The 22,178-nt window shown below is 74.7% G+C and carries 19 protein-coding genes and 1 pseudogene; 11 read left to right on the top strand and 9 right to left on the bottom strand.

Annotated elements, in window-relative coordinates; all coding sequences use genetic code 11:
* Window positions 1-19 precede the first annotated feature (19 nt).
* Window positions 20-1,015 (bottom strand): deoxyribose-phosphate aldolase, encoded by a 996-nt coding sequence (gene deoC / locus FHL79_RS21705; protein ID WP_218938562.1) that lies wholly within the window; start codon window positions 1,013-1,015, stop codon window positions 20-22.
* Between the two features lie 82 nt (window positions 1,016-1,097).
* Between deoC and FHL79_RS21700 the strand changes: the two genes are divergently transcribed.
* The 4 genes from FHL79_RS21700 (at window position 1,098) to FHL79_RS21685 (ending at window position 4,389) form a co-directional block, all read left to right on the top strand.
* Window positions 1,098-2,210, top strand: coding sequence for a calcium:cation antiporter (locus FHL79_RS21700; RefSeq protein WP_138760637.1), 1,113 nt, complete (start codon window positions 1,098-1,100; stop codon window positions 2,208-2,210).
* Between the two features lie 130 nt (window positions 2,211-2,340).
* Window positions 2,341-2,964 (top strand): uracil phosphoribosyltransferase, encoded by a 624-nt coding sequence (upp, locus tag FHL79_RS21695; protein ID WP_138760636.1) that lies wholly within the window; start codon window positions 2,341-2,343, stop codon window positions 2,962-2,964.
* A 1-nt stretch (window position 2,965) separates the two neighbouring features.
* Complete coding sequence (locus tag FHL79_RS21690) at window positions 2,966-3,853, top strand: Gfo/Idh/MocA family protein (protein WP_138760635.1); 888 nt, start codon at window positions 2,966-2,968, stop codon at window positions 3,851-3,853.
* Between the two features lie 65 nt (window positions 3,854-3,918).
* Window positions 3,919-4,389, top strand: coding sequence for a DUF805 domain-containing protein (locus FHL79_RS21685; RefSeq protein WP_171058284.1), 471 nt, complete (start codon window positions 3,919-3,921; stop codon window positions 4,387-4,389).
* Between the two features lie 10 nt (window positions 4,390-4,399).
* Here the strand turns inward: FHL79_RS21685 and FHL79_RS21680 are convergent, their stop codons facing one another.
* Entirely contained in the window at window positions 4,400-4,858 is a 459-nt protein-coding gene (locus FHL79_RS21680; protein WP_138760633.1) for an Lrp/AsnC family transcriptional regulator, read from the bottom strand.
* Window positions 4,859-4,996: 138 nt separating this feature from the next.
* Between FHL79_RS21680 and FHL79_RS21675 the strand changes: the two genes are divergently transcribed.
* Window positions 4,997-6,268, top strand: coding sequence for an ArgE/DapE family deacylase (locus FHL79_RS21675; RefSeq protein WP_138760632.1), 1,272 nt, complete (start codon window positions 4,997-4,999; stop codon window positions 6,266-6,268).
* Between the two features lie 4 nt (window positions 6,269-6,272).
* On the opposite strand, the gene FHL79_RS21670 is transcribed toward FHL79_RS21675, so the two are convergent.
* From FHL79_RS21670 to FHL79_RS21660, 3 genes are read right to left on the bottom strand one after another with little or no spacing between them, the layout of a single operon-like run.
* Window positions 6,273-7,901, bottom strand: coding sequence for a phospho-sugar mutase (locus FHL79_RS21670; RefSeq protein WP_138760631.1), 1,629 nt, complete (start codon window positions 7,899-7,901; stop codon window positions 6,273-6,275).
* On the bottom strand, window positions 7,898-8,764 hold the full coding sequence (locus tag FHL79_RS21665) for an NAD-dependent epimerase/dehydratase family protein (RefSeq protein WP_138760630.1): 867 nt from the start codon (window positions 8,762-8,764) through the stop codon (window positions 7,898-7,900). Before FHL79_RS21665 ends, FHL79_RS21670 begins: the two co-directional genes overlap by 4 nt.
* Window positions 8,761-9,609 (bottom strand): purine-nucleoside phosphorylase, encoded by an 849-nt coding sequence (locus tag FHL79_RS21660; RefSeq protein WP_138760629.1) that lies wholly within the window; start codon window positions 9,607-9,609, stop codon window positions 8,761-8,763. The genes FHL79_RS21665 and FHL79_RS21660 overlap by 4 nt, the downstream gene beginning before the upstream one ends.
* A gap of 153 nt (window positions 9,610-9,762) precedes the next feature.
* On the opposite strand from FHL79_RS21660, the gene FHL79_RS21655 reads away from it, so the two are divergent.
* From FHL79_RS21655 to meaB, 5 genes are read left to right on the top strand one after another with little or no spacing between them, the layout of a single operon-like run.
* Entirely contained in the window at window positions 9,763-10,914 is a 1,152-nt protein-coding gene (locus FHL79_RS21655; RefSeq protein ID WP_138760628.1) for a glutamate--cysteine ligase, read from the top strand.
* Entirely contained in the window at window positions 10,911-12,155 is a 1,245-nt protein-coding gene (locus tag FHL79_RS21650) for an amidohydrolase (protein ID WP_171058283.1), read from the top strand. Before FHL79_RS21655 ends, FHL79_RS21650 begins: the two co-directional genes overlap by 4 nt.
* A gap of 36 nt (window positions 12,156-12,191) precedes the next feature.
* Complete coding sequence (locus FHL79_RS21645) at window positions 12,192-14,114, top strand: methylmalonyl-CoA mutase family protein (protein WP_171058282.1); 1,923 nt, start codon at window positions 12,192-12,194, stop codon at window positions 14,112-14,114.
* Window positions 14,111-16,333: a methylmalonyl-CoA mutase gene (gene scpA, locus FHL79_RS21640; protein WP_138760627.1), complete on the top strand. Its 2,223-nt coding sequence runs from the start codon at window positions 14,111-14,113 to the stop codon at window positions 16,331-16,333. Before FHL79_RS21645 ends, scpA begins: the two co-directional genes overlap by 4 nt.
* A 31-nt stretch (window positions 16,334-16,364) precedes the next feature.
* Entirely contained in the window at window positions 16,365-17,360 is a 996-nt protein-coding gene (gene meaB, locus FHL79_RS21635; RefSeq protein WP_138760626.1) for a methylmalonyl Co-A mutase-associated GTPase MeaB, read from the top strand.
* Between the two features lie 4 nt (window positions 17,361-17,364).
* On the opposite strand, the gene FHL79_RS21630 is transcribed toward meaB, so the two are convergent.
* Together FHL79_RS21630 and FHL79_RS21625 are read right to left on the bottom strand one after the other, a co-directional pair.
* Entirely contained in the window at window positions 17,365-17,769 is a 405-nt protein-coding gene (locus tag FHL79_RS21630; RefSeq protein WP_138760625.1) for a GtrA family protein, read from the bottom strand.
* A gap of 46 nt (window positions 17,770-17,815) precedes the next feature.
* Window positions 17,816-18,274, bottom strand: a complete 459-nt coding sequence (locus tag FHL79_RS21625; protein WP_138760624.1) for a gamma-glutamylcyclotransferase family protein — start codon at window positions 18,272-18,274, stop codon at window positions 17,816-17,818.
* A gap of 105 nt (window positions 18,275-18,379) precedes the next feature.
* On the opposite strand from FHL79_RS21625, the gene FHL79_RS21620 reads away from it, so the two are divergent.
* Window positions 18,380-19,789, top strand: a complete 1,410-nt coding sequence (locus tag FHL79_RS21620) for an NAD(P)H-quinone dehydrogenase (RefSeq protein ID WP_138760623.1) — start codon at window positions 18,380-18,382, stop codon at window positions 19,787-19,789.
* Window positions 19,790-19,856: 67 nt separating this feature from the next.
* On the opposite strand, the gene FHL79_RS21615 is transcribed toward FHL79_RS21620, so the two are convergent.
* The gene (locus FHL79_RS21615; protein ID WP_171058281.1) at window positions 19,857-21,611 is read right to left on the bottom strand and encodes an acetyl/propionyl/methylcrotonyl-CoA carboxylase subunit alpha; all 1,755 of its coding nucleotides are present in this window, start codon (window positions 21,609-21,611) and stop codon (window positions 19,857-19,859) included.
* 76 nt (window positions 21,612-21,687) lie between these two features.
* A pseudogene (locus FHL79_RS25250) lies at window positions 21,688-22,178 on the bottom strand (hypothetical protein); the annotation flags it as partial.

The following is a 22,178-nucleotide window of genomic DNA, read 5'->3' as shown; positions in this document are numbered from 1 at the left end:
GGCCGGGTGGGGGAGTTCATCAGTCCACGCTCACGTGGTCGGGGCCGGAGTAGTGGCCGGTGCGGAGCTTCTGGCGCTGCAGGAGCAGGTCGTTGAGCAGGCTGGAGGCGCCGAAGCGGAACCAGTCGGGGGAGAGCCAGTCGGCCCCGGCGGTCTCGTTGACCAGCACGAGGTGCTTGACGGCGTCCTTCGTCGTCCGGATGCCGCCGGCCGGCTTGAGGCCCACCTGACGGCCGGTGGCGGCGCGGAAGTCGCGCACCGCCTCCAGCATCACCAGGCAGACCGGCAGCGTGGCGGCGGGGGAGATCTTGCCGGTGGAGGTCTTGATGAAGTCGCCGCCGGCGAGCATCGCCAGCCAGGAGGCGCGGCGGACGGCGTCCAGGGTGACCAGCTCGCCGGTCTCCAGGATGACCTTCAGGTGCGCGGAGCCGCACGCCTCCTTGACGGCGACGATCTCCTCGAACACGTCGAGGTAGCGGCCGGCCAGGAAGGCCCCGCGGTCGATGACCATGTCGATCTCGTCGGCGCCCTGACCGACGGCGTCCTGCACGTCGGCGAGCTTCACCGCCCGGCTGGCCCGGCCGCTGGGGAAGGCGGTGGCCACGGCGGCCACCTTGATGCCGGTGCCGGCCAGCGCCTCCTTGGCCACGCCGGCCAGGTCGCCGTAGACGCAGACCGCCGCGACGGGCGGGCAGCCGGGGTCCTCGGGGTCGGGGCGGCGCGCCTTCGCGGCCAGCGAGCGCACCTTGCCCGGGGTGTCCGAGCCCTCGAGGGTGGTGAGGTCGACCATCGAGATCGCGGTGTCGATCGCCCACGCCTTGGCGGTGGACTTGATCGAGCGGGTGCCCAGCACCTTCACCCGGGCCTCGGCGCCGACCTGGTCGACCCCGGGCAGGCCGTGCAGGAAGGCGCGGAAGGCGTCGTCCGAACGGGTCACGTCGGCGAACGGGTCCGGGAGGGGGCCGGTCAGGCTCCCGGCACCGGTGAGCGCGCTCGGGTCCAGCACGTGGGTCATGCCGGCATTCTCCACTGCGCCCGGTGCCCGACTGCGTCCTGCTCGCCGGGGTGGCCGCGGCCGTTGTGGAACCGTGGGCCGCATGACGCCTGGGGCCCGACGTCGTCCGCTGCCCGCTGCTCTGACCTGGACCACCGCCGTACCCGTGCTCGCCCTGGTGGTGCTCGCCGCCTCCTGGGGTCGCGACCTCCCCACCGCCGTGGTGGTGCTCGTCGCGGTGGTGCTGATCGGCGCGGTGCTGGCCGCCGTGCACCACGCCGAGGTGGTGGCGCATCGGGTGGGGGAGCCCTATGGGTCCCTCGTGCTCGCTGTCGCGGTGACGATCATCGAGGTGGCGCTCATCGTGACGCTGATGGTGTCCGGTGGTGACGACACTGCCGCGCTGGCCCGGGACACCGTCTTCGCCGCCGTCATGATCACCGCCAACGGCATCGTCGGGCTCTCCCTGCTGCTGGGGGCGATGCGGCACGGCATCGTCTCCTTCAACGCCGAGGGCACCGGTGCTGCGCTGGCCACCGTGACCACCCTGGCCGTGCTCAGCCTCGTGCTGCCGACCTTCACCGAGGCCGAGTCGGGCCCGCAGTTCTCCCCGTCGCAGCTGGCCTTCGCCGCCGTCGCCTCGCTCGTGCTCTACGGCGCGTTCGTGCTCACCCAGACCGTCCGGCACCGGGACTTCTTCCTGCCTGTCGCCGAGGACGGTGCGGCGTTGGAGGAGGACAGCCACGCCGATCCGCCGAGCTCCCGGGCCGCGCTCAGCTCGCTGGGGCTGTTGCTGGTCGCCCTGGTGGCAGTGGTCGGCCTGGCCAAGGTCGAGTCACCGGCGATCGAGGACGCCGTGGCCGCCGCCGGTGCGCCGCAGTCGTTCGTCGGCGTGGTCATCGCGCTGCTGGTCCTGCTGCCGGAGACGCTGGCCGCCGCCAAGGCCGCCCGGCGCAACCGGCTGCAGAACAGCCTCAACCTGGCGTTCGGCTCGGCGATGGCGAGCATCGGCCTGACCATCCCGGCGATCGCGGTGGCCATGATCTGGCTCGACGGACCGTTGGTCCTGGGGCTCGAGCCGACGCAGATGGTGCTGCTGGCGGTGACCGTGGTGACCGGCGTCCTCACCGTCGTGCCCGGGCGGGCGACCCGGCTCCAGGGCGCGGTGCACCTGGCGCTGCTGGCCAGCTTCGTCTTCCTCGCCGTCAACCCGTGACGATCGCCGACGTGAGCCGGTCGACCTGAGGGGGAGCCGCGCCGTGGCACGGCTCCCCCTCAGGTGGCGCGGCGGAGCCGGGCCCGGCGCGGCCGGGGCGGTGATCACCAGGGCGGATACGGTGTGCGGCGTGCAGCTGACCGTCGTGGACCACCCGATCGCCCGTGCCCGCCTGTCCCGGATGCGCGACGAGCGCACGGACAACGCGGCGTTCCGTGCCGCGCTGCGCGAGCTCACCCAGATGCTGGTCTACGAGGCCACCCGCGACCTCGAGATCGCCGAGGAGCCGATCACCACCCCGGTCACCGACACGATCGGCTTCCGGCTGGCCGCCCCGCCGCTGATCGTGCCGGTGCTGCGCGCCGGGCTGGGCATGGCCGACACCGCGCACGGGATGCTGCCGGAGTCCCAGATGGGGTTCGTCGGGCTGGCCCGCAACGAGGTCACCTTCGAGCCGGAGCCCTACATGGCCTCGCTGCCGGAGTCGCTCGTCGGCCGCGCGGTGTTCGTCCTGGACCCGATGCTGGCCACCGGCGGCTCGCTGGTGAACTGCTGCACCCTGCTCACCGACCGCGGCGCGACCGACATCACCGTGCTGTGCGCGCTCGCCGCCCCCGAGGGGCTGGAGCGGCTGGAGCAGAGCGGGCTCCCGCTCCGGGTGTTCACCGCGAGCGTCGACGAGCGGCTCAACGAGCACGCCTACATCGTCCCGGGGCTGGGCGACGCCGGCGACCGCCAGTTCGGCGCCGTCTGACATGCGGTTCGGCGTGCTCGGCACCGGGTTCTGGGCCAGTGACGTGCACGCCACGTCGCTGGCCGGGCACCCCGACGCGGAGCTGGTCGGCGTCTGGGGTCGTGACCTGGCCAAGGCGAAGGCGGTCGGCGCGCAGTTCGACGTCCCGGGCACCGACGACGTCGACGCGCTGCTCGCCGACGTCGACGCGGTCAGCTTCGCGCTGCCGCCGGACGTGCAGGCCCCGCTCGCCGAGCGCGCGGCGGCCGCCGGCAAGCACCTGCTGCTGGAGAAGCCGGTCGCGCTCTCGACCGCCGCCGCCGACCGGGTGGTCGCCGCCGTCGACGCCGCCGGCGTCGCCTCGGTGGTCTTCTTCACCAACCGGTTCCGGACGGCGACCTCCACCTGGCTGGAGCAGGCCGCCCGCACCACGCTGGCCGGCGGGGCGGTGACCTGGCTCGGGTCGCTGGCCGACTCGCCGTTCGACACCCCGTGGCGCCGGGAGCACGGTGCCCTCTGGGACGTCGGCCCGCACGCGCTGTCGTTGCTGGTGCCCGCGCTGGGGCCGGTCACCGCGGTGCAGGCCGGCGCCGGTCAGGGCGACACGGTCCACCTGGTGCTCAGCCACCCCGGCGGCCGGGCGAGCACGGTGACGGTGTCCTCGACCTCCGCCCCGCTGGCGTCGGGGATCGAGACGTGGGTGCACGGCGACGCCGGCCGGCTGGTCCTGCTCCCCGAGGGGCGGGTCGCGGTGGAGGCCCACCAGGTCGCGGTCACCGAGCTGCAGGCCGCCGCGGTCACCGGCGGCACCCACCCGTGCGACGTGCGCTTCGGCCGGGACGTCGTCGCGGTGCTGGCCGCCGCGCAGCGCTCCCTGAGCACCGGCTGCCGGGAGCCCGTCGGCGACTGACGCCACCGCCCACTGGCGCGGGACGTCCTCCCGCGCGCCTGGCACGAACAGGAGAGACTGGCGTCGTGAGCTTCTGGCAGTGGTACGTGCGCCGCGGGCGCATCGACCGGCGCACCTGGTGGCTGCAGTACACGGTGCCGCTGGCCGGCCTGGCCGTGCTGGGCCTGCTCGCCGACCTGGCCATGGGCAGCAGCGACCTCGACCAGATCGCGGCCGGCGGGTCGCCGTACGGGCCGATCGTGCTCGCCGTCGCGCTGTTCACCGCGCCGGCGTCGATCTCGTCCAGCGCTGCCCGGCTGCACGACCGGGGTCTACCGGCCTGGTGGCTGCTGCTCGGGCTGGTGCCCTACGTCGGTGGCCTCGCCCTGCTGGTGCTCAACGGCTGCCTGCGCGGGGACGCCGGCCCGAACCGCTACGGCCCCGCGGCCGGTGCCGCGTACGGCCCGCCCGCCCGGCAGCCGCTGTTCCCGCCGCCGGCAGCTCCGCCGTCCGGGCCGCCGGTCCCGCCGCCGTCCGCGCCGCCCTACTGGGGCTGACCCACCGGGCTCAGTGCGCGCCGTCGGTCGTCAGCGGGGTCGGCCGGGACAGCAGGCTGCTCAGCAGCAGCACCGTGTTGGTCTGCTGCACGTAGGGCAGGTCGCGCAGCCGGCTGATCACCCGCTCCAGGTGCCCGGCGTCGGAGGCGACCACCCGCAGCATGGCGTCGGCCCCGCCGGAGACCGTGGAGGCGGAGACCACCTCGGGCATGGCGTCCAGGTCCCGGCGCATCCGCTCGAACGGCACCGTGCCGGTGGTGAACAGCTCGACGGACGCCGACAGCGCCCAGCCCATGACCACCGGGTCGACCACCGCGGTGAACCCGCGGATCGCCCCGTCGGTGACCAGCCGGTCGACCCGGCGCTTGGTGGCCGACAGCGAGAGCCCGACCGCGCGCGCCAGGTCGGCGTAGGCCTCCCGCCCGTCCCGGACGAGGCGGGACACCAGCTGACGGTCGATGTCGTCCATTCGTCGATCGTATTTCCTTGCGCGAAGAGCTGGAAGACGCGAGGAAGTCGCACATGGACGCGCGCGTGCCGCAACATGGACGAAACGACCTGTTTCCTACGCTCGGCCACCAGCTGATCGTCGAGCGCAGGAGGACCCATGTCGCGACTGACCGCCCTCGAGGCACGGGCGGTGGCCGCCGTCGACCGGGACGGCCTGGCCACCTCGCTGACCGAGCTGCTCGCCGTCCCCAGCGTCACCGGTTCCGACGCCGAGTCCGACGTGCAGCACGTGCTCGCCAAGCAGCTGACCGCCCTCGGCCTGGACGTCGACCTGTGGCCGCTGGACCTCCCCGCGCTCACCGCCGCGCCCGGCTTCCCCGGGGTCGAGGCCGCGCGCAGCGAGGCATGGGGGCTCGTCGGCACCGCGCACGGGGACGGCGGCCGGCCGGCGCTGGTGCTCCAGGGGCACGTCGACGTCGTCCCGCCCGGCGATCCCGCGCCCTGGCGCAGCGACCCCTTCGAGCCGACGTGGCGGGGACGGCGGGTGCACGGCCGCGGGGCCTGCGACATGAAGGCCGGCGTGGCGGCCAACGTGGCGGCGTACGCGGCCATCGCCCGGTCCGGCGTCCGGCTGCGCCGCGGGGTGGCGCTGCAGTTCGTCATCGGCGAGGAGGACGGCGGGCTGGGCGCCTTCGGCACACTGGAGCGCGGGCACACCGGTGATGCGTGCATCATCACCGAGCCGACCAGCGGCACGCTCATCACCGGTGCCGCCGGCGCGCTGACGTTCACCCTGCAGCTGTCCGGGCTGGCCACCCATGCCAGCACGCCCTACGCCGGGCACAGCGCGCTGGACTCCTACCTGCCCTTCCACCGGGCCCTCGCGGAGCTGGCGGGACGACGGAACCGCACGGTCGAGCCGCTCATGCGGGAGTACCCGGTGCCGTACCCGATCGTCGTCGGCCGGGTGCAGGCCGGGAACTGGTCGAGCAGCGTGCCGGACCTGCTGGTCGCCGAGGGGCGGCTGGGGCTGCGCATCGAGGAGGACCCGGACGCCGCCCGCCGCGAGCTGGAGCAGTGCGTCGCCGAGGTGACCGCGCGCGACCCCTTCCTGCGCGACCACCCGCCGGTGCTCACCTGGTCCGGCGGCCAGTTCGCCGGGGGCCACCTGCCGGCCGGGGCCGGGCTCCGGGACCTGGTGGCCGACGGGCACGCCGACGTCACCGGCGGCGACCGGCTGCGCGAGCGGGGTGCCCCGTACGGCAGCGACCTGCGGTTGTACGCCGGCGCCGGGATCCCGACGCTGCACTACGGCCCCGGCGACGTCCGCCTGGCGCACGGCCCGCACGAGGCGGTCGACCTGGACGAGGTCTGCACGGTCACCCGCGCGCTCGTGCTCGCCGTGCTGCGGTCCTGCGGCGTGGGGTGACCGGCTACAGGCCGAGGGCGGCGGACATCTCCGCGCGCAGCCGGTCCAGCTCGTCGCTACCCCGCTCGCGGGCGGCCGGCACGCCGGCGGCGTCCGGCACCGGGACGACGACCTCGAGGTAGGCCTTGAGCTTGGGCTCGGTGCCGCTGGGCCGGACGATCACCCGGACGCCGTCCCCGGTCAGCCGCACCGCGTCCACCGGCGGCTGGGCGTCGGCGAGGTCGGTGGCGCCCACGTCCCGGCCGAGCAGCTGCACCGGCGGCCGGGCGCGCAGCCGGACCATCGCCTCGGAGATCAGCGACAGGTCCTCCACCCGCACCGACAGCTGGCCGGTGGCGAACAGACCGTGCTCGAGAGCCAGCTCGTCCAGCCGGTCGGGGAGGGTACGGCCCTCGGCGGCCAGCTCGGCGGTGAGCAGCGCGACGGCCAGCGCGGCGGAGATGCCGTCCTTGTCGTGCGCCACGTCCGGGGTGACCGCGTAGCCGAGCGCCTCCTCGTACCCGAAGACGAGCGGTGCCCCGGCCGTGCCGGCCCGGATGATCCACTTGAAGCCGGTCGGGGTCTCCTCGGCGGGCACCCCGTGCGCCCGGGCCAGCTCACCCAGCAGCGAGCCGCTGACGAGCGACCGCGCGTAGGTGCCGCGCACGCCGCGGCGCAGCAGCCAGTCGGCCAGCAGCGCGCCGACCTCGTCCCCGGTCAGCTGCCGGTCGTCGCAGACCACCGAGCAGCGGTCGGCGTCGGGGTCCTCGGCGATCGCCACGTCGGCGTCCACCTGCACGGCCAGGTCGACCAGCAGGTCGACCGCGCCGGGCTCCTCCGGGTTGGGGAACGCCACGGTCGGGAACGCCGGGTCGGGCCGGTCCTGCTGGGCGACGGCGTGCAGCGGGGCGAACCCGGCGGCGTCGAACACCCGGCGGGTCGTCGCCGAGCCCACGCCGTGCATCGCGGTGTAGGCGACCCGCAGCCGCTGCCGGTCCGCCAGCGGCACCCGGCCGGGCTGCAGCGCGTCGACGACCGCCGCCACGTAGTCGGCCTCCACGTCGTCGCCGAGGGTCAGCCACTCGTCGGAGAGCGGCAGCTCCCGGGCCGGGCCGACGGCGGCGATCGCCGCCTCGATCTCCCGGTCGGCCGGGGGCACGAGCTGGGCCCCGTCGCCCAGGTACACCTTGTAGCCGTTGTCGTCGGGCGGGTTGTGGCTGGCGGTCACCATCACACCGGCGACGCAGCCCAGGTGCCGGACGGCGAAGGACAGCACCGGCGTGGGCAGCGGCCGGGGCAGCACCTGGACGGCGAACCCGGCGGCGGCGAGCACCGCGGCGGAGGCGTGCGCGAACTCGTCGGAGCGGCGCCGGGCGTCGTAGCCGATGACCACCCCGCCGCCGGCGTGCCCGTTCGCGGCCAGCCAGGAACCGAGCCCGGCGGCGGCGCGGCTCACCACGGCGGCGTTCATCCCGGCCGGACCGGCGCGCAGCGGTCCGCGCAGCCCCGCCGTCCCGAAGGTGAGCGGACCGGTGAGCCGGCGGGCCAGCTCGGCGGTGTCGCCGGCCTCGACCAGCGCCTCGATCTCCGCCCGGTCGCCGGGGTGCGGGTCGTCGGCCGCCCACGCCCGGGCCGTGGCCAGCAGGTCGGTCATGACGGCAGCTCCCGGGCGCGGCGCTCGGTCTCGACGACGGCGTCGTCGACGAGGGTGTCGGTCGTGTACTCGCCGCCGACCCGGCTGAGCACCGGGTCGGCCGGGTCGGGCTCGCCGTGCGCCGCGAGGACGGCCTCGGCGTGGGCTTCCGCGTCGTCGACCGAGCGGTAGCCCAGCGCCTCCGCGGCGGTCAGGTCCCACCAGCGGCGGGTGTTGTCCGAGACGCCCCAGACGACGGCGAACCCGGGCGAGGGCGCGGTCAGCGCGGCGTCGACCAGCGCGACCGTGTCGGTGGGGGAGAGCCAGGTGGCGAGGTGGCGGACGGTCGTCGGCTGCGGGAAGGCGCTGCCGATCCGCAGGCAGACGACGTCCATGCCGTGCCGGTCGGCGTACAGCGACCCGAGCGCCTCCATGGCGACCTTGGAGACGCCGTAGAAGGTGTCCGGCCGGGGCGGGGCATCGGCCTCGCTGAGCAGCCCGTGCCCGGGGCGGGGGGTGAACCCGGTGGCGTGGTTGCTGCTGGCCAGCACCACGCGCTGCACGCCGGCCCGACGGGCGGCCTCCAGCGCGCAGTACGTGCCCTCGATGTTGGTCGCGCTGATCGCCGGCCAGGTCGACTCGCCGGCGATGCCGGCCAGGTGGACGACAGCTGCCGCGCCGGTCGCGGCGTCGACCATCGCCGGCAGGTCGGTGACGTCGGCGACGAGGTGCTCCTCACCGGGGCGCGGGTCGGGCACCGGGACGACGTCCACGCTGCGCAGCGCCCAGCCGCGCTCGGGCAGCGCACCGCGGAGCCAGCCGCCGATCAGCCCGGCCGCCCCGGTCACCAGCACCGGGCCGGCGGCGACCCCGGGACCGCTCACGGCATCCGGCCGATCAACTCCACCAGGAACTCACCGAGCCGGCCGGCCGCGGCCTTGCCCGCGGCGAGCACCTCGAGGTGGTCCAGCGCCTCGCCGGTGATCCCGGCGGCGGCGTTGGTGACCATGGACAGGCCGAGCACCTCCACCCCCGCGGCGCGGGCGGCGATCGCCTCGAGCGCAGTGGACATGCCGACCAGGTCGGCCCCCAGGGTGGTCAGCATCCGGATCTCGGCCGGGGTCTCGAAGTGCGGGCCGGGCAGGGCCGCGTACACGCCTTCGGCCAGCGACGGGTCGATCTCCTTGGCCAGCGCCCGCAGCCGGGCGGAGTAGAGGTCGGTCAGGTCGACGAACTCGGCGCCGACCAGCGGTGAGCGCGCGGTCAGGTTGAGGTGGTCGCTGATCAGCACCGGCTGGCCGACCCGGTGGTCGGGCCGCAGCCCGCCGGCGGCGTTGGTGAGGACGACGGTGCGCACGCCCGCCGCGGCGGCGGTGCGGATGCCGTGCACCACCGGCTCCACGCCCTGGCCCTCGTACAGGTGGGTGCGGCCGAGGAAGAGCAGCACCCGCTGCCCACCGACCTGCACCGAGCGGATCTCCCCGCCGTGCCCGGTCACCGTGGGGGCGGCGAAGCCCGGCAGCTCGCCGATGGCGACGCTGGCCGACGCCGGCCCGAAGGCCTCGGCGGCCGGCGCCCAGCCCGAGCCCATCACCACCGCGACGTCGTGCCGGCCGCCGCCCAGCGCGGCGGTGAGGTCGTCGGCCGCCCGGGCCGCGAGGGCGACCGGGTCGGAGAGGCGGGTGGGGGTCCCCCGCAGGTCGTGCGGGGAGGGGATCTGCGCGGCCACACCGGGAAACTAGCGGGCGCCCGTCGGGTCCGCCGACAGCGGGCGTGCCACCGGGGACGGCAGCCGGGCGTGGGACCGGGGACGGCGGAGGGCCGGTGCGGCGGCCCAGGTCATCGCCCGGCGGGTGCCCGCGTCCCTGCCTAGACTCGCCGCGTGCAGATACCCTTCCACTCCTCCGAGCGCTCCAGCCTGGGCGTCGAGTGGGAGCTCCAGCTCATCGACCCGCAGAGCCGCGAGCTCACCGCGGGAGCCACCGAGATCCTCGCCGACATCACCCCGGCCGGCCTCGAGGAGCACCCCAAGGCCAAGCACGAGCTGCTCCAGTCGACGATCGAGATCATCACCGGCATCTGCAGCACCGTCGCCGAGGCGAAGGCCGACCTGGCCGGCACGCTGGCCGAGGTGGTCGCCGCGGCCGACAAGCGCGGGCTGGCGCTGATGTGTGCCGGCACGCACCCGATCACCGACTGGCAGACCCAGCAGATCTCGCCGAAGGACCGATATCTCGAGCTGGTGGAGAAGATGCAGTGGTTGGCCCGCCGACTGCAGATCTTCGGGGTCCACGTGCACGTCGGCGTCCGGTCGCCGGAGAAGGCCATCCCCATCGTCAACGCCCTCACCCAGTACGTGCCGCACTTCCTCGCGCTGTCGGCCTCCTCGCCGTACTGGGTCGGCGCCGACACCGGGCTGGCCAGCGCCCGGAGCAAGGTCTTCGAGGGGATGCCCACGGCCGGGTTGCCGTACCAGCTGTCGGGCTGGGACCGCTTCGAGGAGTACATGGAGACGCTGATCTCCACCCACGCGATCGACAGCGTGCGCGAGGTCTGGTGGGACATCCGGCCGCACCCGGACTTCGGCACCGTGGAGCTGCGCATCTGCGACGGGCTGCCCACGCTCGACGAGATCGGCGTGGTGGCAGCGCTGTCCCAGTGCCTCGTCGAGCAGTTCGACCGGGAGATCGACCGCGGCTACACCCTGCCGGTGCCAGCCGGCTGGGTGCTGCGGGAGAACAAGTGGCGGGCGGCCCGCTACGGGCTGGACGCCGACATCATCGTCGACGAGAAGGGCACCGTCCGTCCGGTCCGGCAGGCGATCGCCGACCTGGCCGAGGAGCTGTCGCCGACCGCGCGACGGCTGGGCTGCGAGCAGGAACTGGCCGACGTCGAGCGGGTGCTCGCCGTCGGTGCCTCCTACCAGCGCCAGCGGGCGGTGGCCGCCGCACATGGCGGTGACCTGCGTCATGTCGTCGACAGCCTGCTCGCCGAGCTGCGCGACGGGCTGCCCGAGGCGACGGCGCGCCCGTGACGGTCCCGGGAGAGGACGACGTGCCGGGCCGGCCCGGCGGGGACGACGCCGGCGCCGCGGTGGACGCCTGGTCCCGGGCGCACCACGACGAGCTGGTCGCGGTCCGCCGGCACCTGCACGCGCACCCCGAGCTGGGCTTCGCCGAGCTGGAGACCACCGCCTTCCTCGAGTCCCGGCTGACCGCTGCCGGGTTGCAGCCGCGACGCCTGAAGGGCGGCACCGGGCTGGTCTGCGACGTGGGCGGCGGCGGACCGGTCGTGGTGCTGCGGGCCGACATCGACGCGCTGCCGCTGCACGACCTCAAGGACGTGCCCTACGCCTCGACCCGCGACGGGCTCTGCCACGCCTGCGGGCACGACGTGCACACCACCGTGCTGCTGGGCGTCGCGCTCGCGCTGGCCTCGCTGGACCGGCTCCCCGGGACGGTGCGCTGCGTCTTCCAGCCGGCCGAGGAGCAGGTGCCCGGCGGCGGCCTGCAGGTCGTCGACGAGGGCCTGCTCTCCGGTGCCAGTCGCGCCTTCGCGCTGCACTGCGACCCGTCGGTGCCGGTCGGCATGGTCGGGCTGCGCACCGGCTCGATCACCGCGGCCTGCGACCGGGTCGAGGTGACGCTCACCGGTCCCGGCGGGCACACCGCCCGCCCGCAGCTGACCGTCGACCTGGTGCACGCGCTGGGCCGGGTGGTCACCGAGGTGCCGGGGCTGCTGTCCCGGCTGGTCGACCCCCGCTCCAGCGTCTCCCTGGTCTGGGGCGCGGTCAGCTCCGGGGTGGCGCCGAACGCGATCCCGCAGACCGGCACCCTGCGCGGCACGCTGCGGGTGCTCGACCGGGCGGTGTGGAGCCAGGCGGAGGACCTGGTGCGCCGGCTGGTCACCGAGGTGGCCCAGCTGTCCGGCGCCGGGGTCTCCATCGAGTACGTCCGCGGGGTGCCGCCGGTGGTCAACGACCCGCGCAGCGTCGCGATGCTGCGCTCGGCGGCGCTGGAGACGGTGGGCAGCGAGGGGCTGGTCCAGTCGCCGCAGAGCATGGGCGGGGAGGACTTCGGCTGGTTCGCCGAGGTGCTGCCGATCGCGCTGGCCCGGCTGGGCACGCACGGCGGGGGCGAGCCGTTGGACCTGCACCGCGGGACCTTCGACGTCGACGAGCGGGCGATCGGGGTGGGCGTGCGGCTGATGGCCCGCACCGCACTGCAGGCGCTGGCGGCCGATGCCGCGGCGGTGCTCGGTAACGTGCCGCGGTAGGCGCTGCACAGGCACCTGAGAGGCAGGGACCCGATGATGCGTTCCACCGACCAGCAGACCGCGCGACCCGAGGGGGCGCCGCCGGCCGAACCGGCGGCCCCCGAGGTGCTCGAGCTCGCCGGGGAGTTCCCGGCGGCCGGCCGCGCGCAGTGGCGGGACCTGGTGGCCGGGGTGCTGCGCAAGGCCGGCAGGGACGAGCTGCCCGACCCGGTCGAGGACGCGCTGCGGGTGCCGGTCGCCACCGGTGTCAGCGTCGCCCCGCTCTACACCGCCGAGGACGCCGGCGACCTGCCCACGCTGGCCGGGGTGCCCGGGCTCCCGCCGTTCGTCCGCGGTGCCCGGGCCGGTGCCGCGGGGGTGACCGCGGCCGGGGGCGCCGACACCGAGGTCCCCGGCGGCTGGGACGTGCGGCAGCGGCACGCCGACCCCGACGTGGCGGGGACCCGCGAGGCGATCGCCGCGGACCTGGAGAACGGCGTCTCCTCGCTGTGGCTGGTGTGCGGCGAGGGGGCGGTGCCGGTCGACGCGCTGGGTGAGGTGCTCGCCGACGTCTACCTGGACCTGGCGCCGGTGAGCCTCTCCGGTGGTCTGCCGGCGGCGGAGGCGTTCCTCGCCCTCGTCGAGGGCCGTCGCGACCTGGCGCCCGGCGGATGCCTGGGGCTGGACCCGCTGGGGCTGCAGGCGGCGACCGGTGAGCCGCAGGAGCTGGCCGGGCTGGCCGACCTGGCGCGCCGTGCGCCGGCGGGGTGGCGGACCGTGGTCGTCGACGGCACGGTGTTCGCCGACGCCGGGGCGTCGGCGGTGGAGGAGCTGGGGTGCGCGGTCGCGGCGGGGGTGGCCTACCTGCGGGCGCTCACCGACCAGGGGCTGGGCGTGGAGGAGGTGTTCGGCCAGCTGGAGTTCCGGTTCGCGGCCAGCGCGGACCAGTTCACCACGATCGCCGGGCTGCGGGCCGCGCGCCGGCTGTGGGACCGGGTGGGGGAGGCCAGCGGGGTGCCCGCGCAGGCCCGCGCGATGCGGCAGCACGCGGTGACCTCGTCGGTGATGGTCACCCGGCACGACCCGTGGGTGAACATGCTGCGCACCACGGTGGCCTGCTTCGCCGCCGGGGTCGGCGGCGCGGACGTGGTCACCGTGCAGCCCTTCGACGCCGCTCTGGGCCTGCCCGACGCCTTCGCCCGGCGGATCGCGCGAAACACCCAGAGCCTGCTGGTCGAGGAGGGGAGCCTCGCTCGGGTGCTCGACCCGGCGGGTGGCTCCTGGTACGTCGAGTCGCTCACCGAGGAGCTGGCGCAGGCGGCGTGGGCGTGGTTCACCGAGATCGAGCGGGCCGGCGGGCTGGCCGCCGCGTTGTCCAGCGGTCTGGTGGGCGGGCGGATCGCCGCCGCCTGGGCCGACCGCGAGCAGCGACTGGCCACCCGGGCCGACGCGATCACCGGCGTGAGCGAGTTCCCCAACCCGGCCGAGGTGCTGCCCACCCGCCGTCCGGCCGCGGCCCCGCCGTCCGGCGGACTGCCCCGGGTGCGCGCCGCCGCGGCGTTCGAGGACCTGCGCGGCGCGGTGGAGGCCGTCGACCCGCGCCCGCGGGTGTACCTCGCGACCCTCGGTCCCATCGCCCGGCACACCGCGCGGGCCGGCTTCGCAGCCAACTTGTTCGGCGCCGGCGGGCTGCAGACGCCGGCCGGGGACGGCGTCGCCGGACTCGACGAGGCCGGCACCTCGGTGGTCTGCATCTGCGGCACCGACAAGGACTACGCGTCGGACGCCGCCGACCTGGCCGCCGAGCTGAGGGCGGCCGGGGCGACGCAGGTGTGGCTGGCCGGGTCGCCGTCCCTGGATGTCGACGGCGTGGACGGGTACGTGTACGCCGGGTGCGACGCGGTCGCCGTCCTGACGACCGTCCTGGAGCAACTGGGGGCAGAAGTGGCCACTCCTGCCCCGGGAGAGGTGCGGGCATGAGCGGGATCCCTGACTTCGGCGGCCTGGAGCTGGGCCGGCCGACCACGCACGCGACCGGCGAGGACTGGGCGGCGGCCTACGCCGACGCGACCGGTCGGAGCGTGGCGGAGGCGACCTGGGAGACTCCGGAGGGGATCGCCGTCCCGCCGCTGGCCACCGCGGCGGACCTCGCGGACGTCGACTTCCTGCACACCTATCCCGGGATCGCCCCGTACCTGCGCGGGCCGTATCCGACGATGTACACGACCCAGCCGTGGACGGTGCGGCAGTACGCCGGTTTCTCCACCGCGGCGGAGTCCAACGCGTTCTACCGGCGCAACCTGGCGGCCGGGCAGAAGGGGCTCTCCGTCGCCTTCGACCTGCCCACCCACCGGGGTTACGACTCCGACCACCCGCGGGTGGTGGGTGATGTCGGGATGGCCGGGGTGGCGATCGACTCGATCCTGGACATGCGGCAGCTGTTCGACGGCATCCCGCTGGAGAAGATGAGCGTGTCGATGACGATGAACGGCGCCGTCCTGCCGGTGCTGGCGCTCTACGTCGTCGCCGCCGAGGAGCAGGGGGTGGCACCGGACCAGCTCACCGGCACGATCCAGAACGACATCCTCAAGGAGTTCATGGTCCGCAACACCTACATCTACCCGCCCAAGCCCTCGATGCAGATCATCAGCGACATCTTCGCGTTCACCTCCACGCAGATGCCGCGGTACAACTCGATCTCCATCTCCGGCTACCACATCCAGGAGGCCGGGGCGACCGCCGACCTGGAGCTGGCCTACACCCTCGCCGACGGCGTCGAGTACCTGCAGGCGGGCAAGGCAGCGGGGCTGGACGTCGACGTCTTCGCCCCCCGGCTGTCCTTCTTCTGGGGCATCGGGATGAACTTCTTCATGGAGGTCGCGAAGCTGCGGGCCGGGCGGCTGCTGTGGGCCAAGCTCGTGAAGGAGGCCGGCGCGCTCAAGGAGAAGTCGATGTCGCTGCGCACCCACTCCCAGACCTCGGGGTGGTCGCTGACCGCCCAGGACGTCTACAACAACGTCGTGCGCACCTGCCTGGAGGCGATGGCCGCCACCCAGGGGCACACCCAGTCGCTGCACACCAACGCCCTGGACGAGGCCCTCGCGCTGCCCACGGACTTCTCCGCCCGGATCGCCCGCAACACCCAACTGCTGCTGCAGCAGGAGTCCGGGACGACGCGGGTGATCGACCCGTGGGGCGGGTCCGCCTACGTCGAGAAGCTCACCTACGACCTGGCCCGGCGTGCCTGGGCGCACATCCAGGAGGTCGCCGCCCACGGTGGGATGGCCCAGGCCATCGACGACGGCATCCCCAAGCTGCGGATCGAGGAGGCCGCGGCCCGCACCCAGGCCCGGATCGACTCCGGTCGGCAGCCGGTGATCGGGGTCAACAAGTACCGGGTCACCGCCGACGAGGCCGTCGACGTGCTCCGCGTGGACAACGCCGACGTGCTGGCCCAACAGAAGGCCCGCCTCGCCGAGCTGCGCGCCTCCCGCGACGACCGCGCGGTGACCGAGACCCTCGGCCGGCTCACCGACGCCGCTCGCGCCGCCGCCGACGGGCGGCGCGGTAGCGACAGCGCGAACGACATGGACGCGAACTTGCTGAAGCTGGCGGTCGACGCGGCCCGGGCCAAGGCCACGGTCGGGGAGATCTCCGACGCGCTGGAGGCGGTCTACGGGCGGCACTCCGGTCAGGTGCGCACCATCTCCGGGGTCTACCGCGACGAAGCCGGGGGATCCGGACCGGTGGAGGACACCCGGGAGATGGCCGCCGCGTTCGCCGACGCCGAGGGGCGCCGGCCGCGGATCCTGGTGGCCAAGATGGGCCAGGACGGCCACGACCGCGGCCAGAAGGTCATCGCCACCGCCTTCGCCGACCTCGGCTTCGACGTCGACGTCGGCCCGCTGTTCCAGACCCCCGACGAGGTCGCCCGGCAGGCCGTGGAGGCCGACGTGCACGTCGTCGGGGTCTCCTCCCTCGCCGCCGGGCACCTCACCCTCGTCCCCGCGCTGCGCGACGCCCTCGCCGCACTCGGCGCCGACGACGTCCTGGTCGTCGTCGGCGGCGTCATCCCACCCGACGACGTCCCGACCCTCAAGGAGATGGGCGCCGCCGCCGTCTTCCCGCCCGGCACCGTCATCGCCGACGCCGCCCAGGACCTGCTCCGCACCCTGTCCGACCGCCTCGGCCACGCATGAGAGGGGCCATGTTGGCCAACATGGCCCACCGGTGAACGGGCCGGTGGACGTCGTCGGGCTCGCGGACGGCGTGCTGACCGGCGACCGGCGGTCGATGGCGCGGGCCATCACGCTGGTGGAGTCCCGGCGCGGCGACCACCGGGAGGCGGCCCAGGAGCTGCTCGTCGAGCTGCTGCCGCACGCCGGTGGAGCGCGCCGGGTCGGGATCAGCGGCGTGCCCGGGGTCGGGAAGTCGACGTTCATCGACACCCTCGGGATCTCGCTGACCGCGGCCGGCTCGAAGGTCGCCGTCCTCGCCGTCGACCCGTCGTCGGCGAGGACGGGCGGGTCGATCCTGGGCGACAAGACCCGGATGTCCCGGCTGGCGGTCGACGAGCACGCGTTCATCCGACCCGCGCCGACCGCCGGCACGCTCGGCGGGGTCGCCCAGGCGACCCGGGAGTCGATGGTGGTGGTCGAGGCGGCCGGCTACGACGTCGTGCTGGTGGAGACCGTCGGGGTCGGCCAGTCGGAGGTCACCGTCGCGGAGATGGTCGACTCCTTCCTGTTCCTCGCCCTGGCCCGCACCGGCGACCAGCTGCAGGGCATCAAGCGCGGCATCCTGGAGATCGCCGACGTCATCGCGGTGAACAAGGCCGACGGTCCCGGTGAGGTCGACGCCCGCCGCGCCGCCCGGGAGCTGGCCGCGGCGATCCGGATGCTGCGCGGGCGCGGTGACGGCTGGGACGTGCCGGTGCTCACCTGCGCGGGGCTGACCGGGCAGGGGCTGGACGAGGTCTGGGGGAAGGTCGTCGACCACCAGGACCGGATGCGCGCCTCCGGGGAGCTCGCCGAGCGGCGCCGGGCCCAGCAGGTGCGCTGGGTCTGGCAGCTGGTGCGCGACGGCCTGGAGCACCGGCTGCGCAGCGACCCCGGGGTCCGCGCGCTCACCCCGGAGCTGGAGGGAGCGGTGACGGCGGGCCGGCTCACCCCCGCGCTGGCCGCCCGCCGGCTGCTCGACGCCTTCCTGGGCCCGTCGGCGGGCTGACCGATCAGTCCTTGAAGACGACGGTCCGCAGCATCACGAAGTTGCAGACCGTCCCGAAGCCCTGGGAGATGGCCCAGGCCAGCGTCACCGTCCACCAGTGGTCCGGCAGGACGGCGAGGGCCAGCGCGTTCACGCCGAGGATGACGAAGAACGTCGTCCCGTACAGCAGCACGAACCCCAGTGCCCGACGCCTGCCGCCCTCCACCCCGAACGCCCAGCGGCGGTTCAGCGCGTAGGCGGTGGTGGTGCCGCAGATGAAGCTGAGGGCGCGGGCGGCGTGCACCCACAGGCCCAGGTGCAGCGCCAGGGTGTAGACGCCGAGGTCGACGACGGCGCTGAGCGCGCCGACGACGGCGAAGCGGAGGACCTGACCCCACAGGTCGTCAGCGGGCCGGGGCTCGGTCTTCATGTGCCCATCCTGCGTCATCGAGGTGCGGTGCTCCCGCCACGGTGGGTCAGTTGGTGGTGGAGCGGCAGTCGCGCCGGCGGAGGTCCAGCAGGTAGTCGTCGGGTGCACCGGCCGCCTCGGCCGCGTCGGCGATCGCGCCCAGGTGGCGGGCCGCGGGCAGCCCGCCCTCGAAGGCGTCCAGGGCGTACGCGAAGGCCACCACGTCCCCGGCCAGGGTGTGCACCCGGAGCCGCACCTTGCGGTACAGCCCGTGGTCGACGCCCTCCCAGGCGTCCAGCGTCGACTCGTCGGCCTCGGTCAGGTCGTAGAGGGCGACGAAGACGCCGGGAGAGACGCCCTCGGCCGGGACCAGGGTGGGCAGCGCGCCCTCCCAGCCGAACTCCTCCCCGCCGAAGGTGAGTCGCCACCCCGGGATCCAGCCGGTGCCGGAGAACGGGGACGACGGGCAGCGCTGCAGCATCTGCGCCGGGTCCATGTTCGACCCGTACGCGGCGTAGAGGGCCATCCCGGTGACGATAGCGAGCGCCCGGTGCCGGGGCCTCCCCACGTGGGTGGCGACCAGCGGGGACAATGGGGCCGGATCGTCGACCCAGACTGGAGACCAGCACTCATGACCCGCATCGTCATCATCGGCGGTGGCCCGGCCGGCTACGAGGCCGCGCTCGTCGCCGCCCAGCTCGGTGCGGACGTCACCGTGATCGAACGGGACGGCGTCGGGGGCGCCAGCGTGCTCACCGACTGCGTCCCGTCCAAGACCTTCATCGCCGCGGCGGGCGCGATGACCGCGGTCCGCGACTCGACCGTCCTAGGGCTGCGCGGCACCGACCTGGGCACCGTGGGCCTGGACCTGGCCGCGGTCAACCAGCGGATCAAGGGGCTGGCGGTGGCCCAGTCGGCCGACATCCACGCCCGGCTGGAGTCCGAGGGCGTCCGGCTGGTCAGCGGCCAGGGCCGGCTCTCCGACGAGGAGCGCGGCCTCGCCGCGCACCGGGTCGAGGTGCTCGACCGAGCCGGCACGGTGGTCGAGGAGCTCGAGGGTGACGTCGTGCTCATCGCCACCGGCGCCGACCCCCGGGTGCTGTCCGGCGCCGAGCCGGACGGCGAGCGGATCCTGTCCTGGCGGGACGTCTACGACCTCGACGAGCTGCCCGACCACCTGGTCGTCGTCGGGTCGGGCGTGACCGGCGCCGAGTTCGCCTCCGGCTACCTCGAGGCAGGCGTCCCGGTCACCCTGGTCTCCTCCCGCGACCAGGTGCTGCCCGGTGAGGACGCCGACGCCGCCGCGGTCGTCGAGGAGGTCTTCCAGTCCCGTGGCGGCCGGATCGCCGAGCGCGGCCGGGCCGAGAAGGTGCTGCGCACCGAGAAGGGCGTCCGGGTCGAGCTGACCGACGGCCGCGTCGTCGAGGGCTCGCACGCGCTGATGACCGTGGGCACCGTGCCGAACACCGACGGCCTGAACCTGGAGGCGTGCGGCGTCGAGGTGACCGAGGCCGGGCACATCGTGGTCGACCGGGTCTCCCGCACCACCACCCCGGGCATCTACGCCGCCGGCGACGTGACCGGCGTCTTCCAGCTCGCCTCGGTCGCGGCGATGCAGGGCCGCATCGCGATGTGGCACGCCCTCGGTGAGGCGGTCGCGCCGATCCGGCTGAAGACGGTCGCGGCCAACGTCTTCACCCACCCGGAGATCGCCACGGTCGGCGTGCAGGAGAAGTCGCTCACCGAGGGCGCGGACGTCGAGGTGGTCCGGCTGCCGTTGGCCACCAACGCGCGCGCCAAGATGGGCGACCTGCACGACGGCTTCGTGAAGCTGTACGCCCGGCGCTCGACCGACGTCGTCATCGGCGGTGTCGTGGTGGCCCCCGGGGCGTCGGAGCTGATCCTGCCGATCGCGCTGGCCGTCACCAAGGGGCTCACGGCGGGTGACCTCGCGCAGACCTTCGCCATCTACCCCTCGCTGTCCGGCTCGATCACCGAGGCCGGCCGTCGGCTGATGGGCATCGAGGACGAGCACAGCTGAGGACCCTCTTCCTCTCCACCCCCCGCAGGCTCGGGGCGGGTCCCTGGAAGGGGCCGTCGGCGGCCGGCTACTCGGCGTCGCTGATGGTGCAGAGCACCGCGCCGCTGGTCACGCTGGCGCCGACCTCGGCGGTGAGTCCGCTGACGGTGCCGGCCTTGTGGGCGGTGATGGGTTGTTCCATCTTCATCGCCTCGAGCACGACGACCAGGTCACCGGCGGCGACGACGGCACCGTCGGCGACGGCGACCTTGACGATGGTGCCCTGCATGGGCGCGGTGAGGGAGTCCCCGGACGCGGCCGAGCCGCCGTGCCCGCCGCCGCGCTTGCGCGGCTTGGCGCCCCCGTTGGTCGGGCCGGGGCCGCCCGCGGCCAGCCCGGCGGGCAACGACACCTCCAGCCGGCGGCCGCCGACCTCGACGACGACGTTCTGCCGCGGCTCGGCGTCGTCGGTCTCCGCGGCGGGGCCGTGGGGGGTGACCTGGTTGTCCCACTCGGTCTCGATCCACCGGGTGTGCACGCTGAACGGCTCGCTGGTGAAGGCCTCGTCGGCGACGACGGCGCGGTGGAAGGGGATCACGGTGGGCATGCCCTCGACCACGAGCTCGGCCAGCGCGCGGCGGGCGCGCTGCAGCGCCTCGGTGCGGGTGGCGCCGGTGATGATGAGCTTGGCCAGCATCGAGTCGAACGCGCCGGCGACCTCACCGCCGGTCTCGACCCCGGAGTCCCAGCGGACGCCGGGGCCCTGGGGGATCTCCAGCTTCGTGACCGGGCCGGGGGCGGGCATGAAGTTGCGGCCGGCGTCCTCGGCGTTGATCCGGAACTCGATGCTGTGCCCGCGCGGGGTGGGGTCGGCGGTGATCTCCAGCGGCAGGCCCTGGGCGATCCGGAACTGCTGGCGCACCAGGTCGATGCCCGACGTCTCCTCCGACACGGGGTGCTCGACCTGCAGGCGGGTGTTGACCTCCAGGAAGGAGATCGACCCGTCGGTGCCGACCAGGTACTCCACGGTGCCCGCACCCACGTAGCCGGCCGCGGCGCAGATGGCCTTGGCCGAGGAGTGGATGCGCTCGCGCTGGGAGTCGGTGAGGAAGGGTGCCGGGGCCTCCTCGACGAGCTTCTGGTTGCGGCGCTGCAGGGAGCAGTCGCGGGTGCCCACGACGATGACGGTGCCGTGGGTGTCGGCCAGGACCTGGGCCTCGACGTGGCGGGGCTTGTCCAGGAAGCGTTCGACGAAGCACTCGCCGCGCCCGAACGCCGACACCGCCTCGCGGACGGCGGAGTCGAACAGCTCGGGGATCTCCTCGAGAGTGCGGGCCACCTTCAGCCCGCGGCCGCCGCCGCCGAACGCGGCCTTGATCGCCACCGGCAGCCCGTGCTCGCGGGCGAAGGCGATGACCTCGTCGGCGTCGGCGACGGGGTCGGTGGTGCCGGGCACCAGCGGCGCGCCGGCGCGGGTGGCGATGTGCCGGGCGGCGACCTTGTCCCCGAGGGCGATGATCGCCTCGGGGGAGGGGCCGATCCAGGTCAGCCCGGCGTCGATCACGGCGGAGGCGAACCCGGCGTTCTCACTCAGGAAGCCGTAGCCGGGGTGCACCGCGTCCGCACCCGAGGCCCGGGCGGCGTCGATGATCTTGTCGATGACCAGGTAGGAGTCACCCGGGGTGGTGCCGCCCAGGGCGAAGGCCTCATCGGCGGCGCGCACGTGCAGGGCGTCCCGGTCGGTCTCGGCGTAGACGGCGACGCTGGTCAGCCCCGCGTCCCGGCAGGCACGTGCGACACGCACCGCGATCTCACCGCGGTTGGCGATCAGGACCTTCTGCACCGACGAACTCCCCTCCGAGCGGACGCCCGGGACTCTAGTCAGCGCGCTGGGCCCCTGCGTCCGCAGGGCGGGAGGGTCATCCGCCGCAGTCCACCTCGAGTTCGACCGAACCGGTCGACCGGCCGTCGAAGACCAGCGGGGCGGCGAGGGAGAGGTGCCGCCCCGAGACGTCGTACCGGCCGGTCGCCACGTCGGAGGTGGCCGAGAGCCCCACGTCGTCCAGGGCGAGGTGGGCGCCGCCGGGGGTGACGTCGAGCCGGACCGTCGCGGTGTCGGCGGAACCCTCGAGCCGGGTGCCGTCCGCGGTCTGGGAGCACTGACCGGTGAAGGGGGCGCGCAGCTCGCCGGCGCCGGTCACCGCCACCACCGCCGTCCCGGTGGCCGGCCCGGTGGGCAGCGCGGCCAGCGCCTGCGCCTCGGCGCCACCGGCCGGCGTGGGCGGTGCAGGTGCGGGGGTGGAGGAGGGCGCCGACGACCCGGCGGCCGGGTCGTCGGCGTTCTCCGTGCAACCGGTGACGCCGAGCAGCGCGGCCTGCAGGGAGACCGCCGCAGCGAGCAGTCGAAGGG

Source organism: Modestobacter altitudinis, from assembly GCF_005930475.1.
Taxonomy (GTDB): Bacteria; Actinomycetota; Actinomycetes; order Mycobacteriales; family Geodermatophilaceae; genus Modestobacter; species Modestobacter altitudinis.
Note: the sequence above shows the minus strand (reverse complement) of the source record. Positions and strands in the feature narration are given on the sequence as shown.

What these genes read in the sequence shown, in the direction of transcription:
- deoC (WP_218938562.1), bottom strand. Translation starts at nt 1,015, where the DNA reads ATGACCCACGTGCTGGACCCGAGCGCGCTCACCGGTGCCGGGAGCCTG.
- FHL79_RS21700 (WP_138760637.1), top strand. Translation starts at nt 1,098, where the DNA reads ATGACGCCTGGGGCCCGACGTCGTCCGCTGCCCGCTGCTCTGACCTGG.
- FHL79_RS21690 (WP_138760635.1), top strand. Translation starts at nt 2,966, where the DNA reads ATGCGGTTCGGCGTGCTCGGCACCGGGTTCTGGGCCAGTGACGTGCAC.
- FHL79_RS21680 (WP_138760633.1), bottom strand. Translation starts at nt 4,858, where the DNA reads ATGGACGACATCGACCGTCAGCTGGTGTCCCGCCTCGTCCGGGACGGG.
- FHL79_RS21675 (WP_138760632.1), top strand. Translation starts at nt 4,997, where the DNA reads ATGTCGCGACTGACCGCCCTCGAGGCACGGGCGGTGGCCGCCGTCGAC.
- FHL79_RS21670 (WP_138760631.1), bottom strand. Translation starts at nt 7,901, where the DNA reads ATGACCGACCTGCTGGCCACGGCCCGGGCGTGGGCGGCCGACGACCCG.
- FHL79_RS21645 (WP_171058282.1), top strand. Translation starts at nt 12,192, where the DNA reads ATGCGTTCCACCGACCAGCAGACCGCGCGACCCGAGGGGGCGCCGCCG.
- scpA (WP_138760627.1), top strand. Translation starts at nt 14,111, where the DNA reads ATGAGCGGGATCCCTGACTTCGGCGGCCTGGAGCTGGGCCGGCCGACC.
- FHL79_RS21630 (WP_138760625.1), bottom strand. Translation starts at nt 17,769, where the DNA reads ATGAAGACCGAGCCCCGGCCCGCTGACGACCTGTGGGGTCAGGTCCTC.
- FHL79_RS21625 (WP_138760624.1), bottom strand. Translation starts at nt 18,274, where the DNA reads ATGGCCCTCTACGCCGCGTACGGGTCGAACATGGACCCGGCGCAGATG.
- FHL79_RS21620 (WP_138760623.1), top strand. Translation starts at nt 18,380, where the DNA reads ATGACCCGCATCGTCATCATCGGCGGTGGCCCGGCCGGCTACGAGGCC.